At 74.2% G+C, this 3,212-nt stretch carries 3 protein-coding genes; 1 reads left to right on the forward strand and 2 read right to left on the reverse strand.

The features are described from left to right. Nucleotides 1–56: 56 nt before the first annotated feature. Nucleotides 57–536: a ricin-type beta-trefoil lectin domain protein gene (locus tag ABD308_RS31695; protein WP_344342723.1), complete on the reverse strand. Its 480-nt coding sequence runs from the start codon at nt 534–536 to the stop codon at nt 57–59. Nucleotides 537–886: 350 nt separating this feature from the next. On the opposite strand from ABD308_RS31695, the gene ABD308_RS31700 reads away from it, so the two are divergent. Continuing rightward, nucleotides 887–2,203 carry a serine hydrolase domain-containing protein gene (locus ABD308_RS31700; RefSeq protein WP_344342727.1) on the forward strand — a complete coding sequence of 439 codons (1,317 nt, stop codon included), beginning with the start codon at nt 887–889 and terminating at the stop codon, nt 2,201–2,203. 392 nt (nt 2,204–2,595) lie between these two features. Here the strand turns inward: ABD308_RS31700 and ABD308_RS31705 are convergent, their stop codons facing one another. Continuing rightward, a complete protein-coding gene (locus tag ABD308_RS31705; protein ID WP_344342730.1) occupies nt 2,596–2,838 on the reverse strand; it encodes a hypothetical protein in 243 nt (80 codons plus the stop codon). Nucleotides 2,839–3,212 lie beyond the last annotated feature (374 nt).

The raw sequence follows: 3,212 nt of genomic DNA on the forward strand, positions 1-3,212 counted from the left end.
CCGGGCACGGCCTCGCGCGGATCACCCCGGGTCCGGCCGGACCCGGGGGCCCGGGATCAGACGAGCGCCAGGCTGATCTGGTCGTCGAAGATCACCCAGTGCTGCCCGCGGTCGTTGGGGTCGCACGGCTTCGTCGAGACGTTCGGGGTGCCCCACGCGTTCGCCAGGCAGTAGCCCGGGGCGAAGGTGAGGGCGATCTGCTGGCCGGTGACGGTCCAGTACTGCCCCTGGTCGTTGGGGTTGCACGGCTTCGTCGAGATGTTCGCGGTGCCCCACGCGTTGGCCAGACAGTAGGCCCGCGCGTTGCTGAGCGAGATCTGCTGGCCCGAGAGCACCCAGTGCTGGCCCGGGTCGTTGGTGTCGCACGGCCGGGTGGCGACGTTCGGGGTGTTCCACTCGTTGCCCAGGCAGTAGCGGCCGGGGACGCGCGGCGACGGCTGGGCGGCGTCGGAGGCCCCCGCCTGACCGGCCGGCAGGAAGGACGCCGTCAGCGCGAGCGCGGCGACGGCGAGGGTCTTGCGGAGTGCGATTGCCATGGGGGGGGGTTTCCGTTCTCGCTGTGGGTGGACATGCGAAAGACGTGCGACCAGAAAGGCCTGCCCGGCTCGGACCCGAGCGCTCGGCCGCTGGCGGCACCGCCATTGGTAGCACCGATCGCTCACCAACCACCGGAGTTGAGCGGCGCATTCATCCGAACGCGCGACGGGAGCGCACGTCCGCTGACGTCGGAAGACGGCCAAGTCAATCCCCTCGAAGATGATTTGACTCGCCATCACCCCCTCCTCGCCGCCCATGGTGGTGCCGCCCGCAGGAGGACGCGCGGGGGGCGCGGCAGCCGCCATCGTGGGTGCCGAAGGCCCGAAACCGGGCCGGAAGGGCGGGCACCATGACCATCGATCAGGCTCGGACGCCGCACCGGCGCGGCCGGCTGGGAACACGGCTCGCCGCCGTCGCCCTGGCGGGGGCCACCGTCATCACGCTCGCCCCGACGGCGGCGGTGGCGGCGGGGGGTGCGGACACGGCCGGGACCGGGTCCGCGGAGGAGCGTCGGCCCCGCGTCGACGGACAGCGGGAACTGCGGTACCTCGTGGAGCACGGTGGGATGACCGCCGCGCTCGCCGAGATCCGCCTCGCGGGGCGCCCCCAGTGGCGGGGCGCCGCCGGGACCGCCGACCTGGCCACCGGGCAGCCGGCCAGGTCGGACGCCCGCTTCCGGATCGGCAGCGTGACCAAGACCTTCGTGTCGACGGTCGTCCTCCAGCTGGTCGGCGAGGGCCGGCTCCGCCTGGACGACCCGGTCGAACGGCACCTGCCCGGCGTCGTCCCGAACGGCGCGGCGATCACCGTCCGACAGTTGCTGAACCACACCAGCGGCCTGTTCAACCACACCGAGGACGAGCGGTTCCAGCTCACCGACGAGGCCGCCGTGCGGGACTTCGCGTACGGGCGGTGGCGCTACCGGGACTACCGACCGGAGCAGTTGGCCGCGATCTCCGCCGAGCACCCGCCGTACTTCGCCCCCGGTCAGGGCTGGAAGTACTCCAACACCAACTACGTGCTCGCCGGGATGATCATCCAGAAGGTCACCGGCCACTCCTGGCAGCACGAGGCCGAGCGCCGGATCGTCCGCCCGCTGCATCTGGAGGACACCGTGTTCCCGGGCTCCGGGACCGGCCTCGGCGGCCCGCACGCCCACGCCTACCTCGACATGCCGGAGGGCCCGGCCGACATCACCCGGCTCAACCCCTCCATGGTGGACGCGGCGGGCAACGGCATCTCCACCACCTCCGACCTCAACCGCTTCCACGCCGCCCTGTTCGGCGGCAGGCTGCTGCGCCCCGCCGAGATGGCCGCCCTCACGGACACGAAGCCGACCGGCGGACCGGCCGGTGACTACGGACTCGGCGTGGTCCGGATCGACCTCGGCCCCGGCTGCGAGCCGGCCTGGGGCCACGACGGCGGCCTCCCCGGCTGGAGCACCCTCCTCCTCGGCAGCCGGGACGGACGCCGGCAGCTCGCCCTGTCCCACAACCCCTACGTGGGCAAGGACGACTCGGCGAGCGGGGAGCCGATCGCCTCGCTCGTCGTCAAGACGCTGTGCGACCCGCCGACCGGCACCGCCTCCGTCGCACCGCCGCTCCCGACCGCCCTCCCCCGCACCGGCCCGGACCTCCACGTCGAGACCGGCCCGGCCACCCGCTGAACCCCGCCGCCGCGACGTTCCGCGGTTTTCGGGTGGCGCTCCGGAGCGAGGCGATCTGAATCCGACTCCCTGGAAGGCGGCCTGCGGCGCCTGCTCAACGCGTGGGACCCGATCGGCGTCGTCGACGAAGCGCCGGACGAGTACGACCGCCTGCTCGCCCCGTTGCTCCTGCGCCTCGGCGCCGGCGCCGGCCGAACGGAGATCAGCGGGTTCCCGCGGCACGAGTTGGAGCACCACTTCGGTCTCACGCCGCGACCGCCGGAGCCGGAGCGGGTGGCCACCCGCGTGGTCGCCTGGTGGACGGCCATTGGCGAGGCCCCGCCGAGTGACACCGAACGGGCCGAAGCGGACGGTGACAGCGCCGTCCCGCTCCGGCCCGTTCGGTGGGCGGGTCACCCCGCCACGGCCGCGGGGTGGTCGGGGGCGGCCGCCGGGACGGAACGGGTGTCGGCGCGCAGGGGTCGCAGGGTGAGCGCGAGCAGCAGGCCCAGCAGCATCCCCGCCGCCGTGAGCAGGACGGCCAGGAACCCGCCGTCCGCCGTGGCGCGGGCCAGTCCCTCGCCGCCCGGTCCGTCGGTGCCCGCGTCGGCCACGGCGGTGAACAGCGCGAGGCCGATAGCGTTGCCGAGGTTCATGGTGGTCGAGGCCGCCCCGCCGACGATGCCCTGTTCGTGGGCGTCGGTGACGGCGCCCGCCCCCTCCCGGGGCGGGCGCCGTCGTCTACGGGTCGGCCGTCGTCAGCGGCGGCGCCTGCGCACTGCCCGGACCAGGGCCGTTCCGGCGAGCAGGACCAGTGCCGCGTACCCGAGGACGGGCGCGGTGGCCGTCCCGGAGTTCGCGAGTTCGCCGCCGGGGTGGCTGGGGAGAGGGTGGGTCGGCCCGGGGTGGGTCGGATTTGGGTGAGTCGGGTTTGGGTGGGTCGGGCTGGGCGACGGTGACGTCGGCGATGCCGACGGGCTCGGCGACGGCGATGGGCTCGGCGACGAGCTTGGCGACGGGCTCGGGCTCT

This window comes from Kitasatospora putterlickiae (assembly GCF_039527695.1).
Lineage (GTDB): Bacteria > Actinomycetota > Actinomycetes > Streptomycetales > Streptomycetaceae > Kitasatospora > Kitasatospora putterlickiae.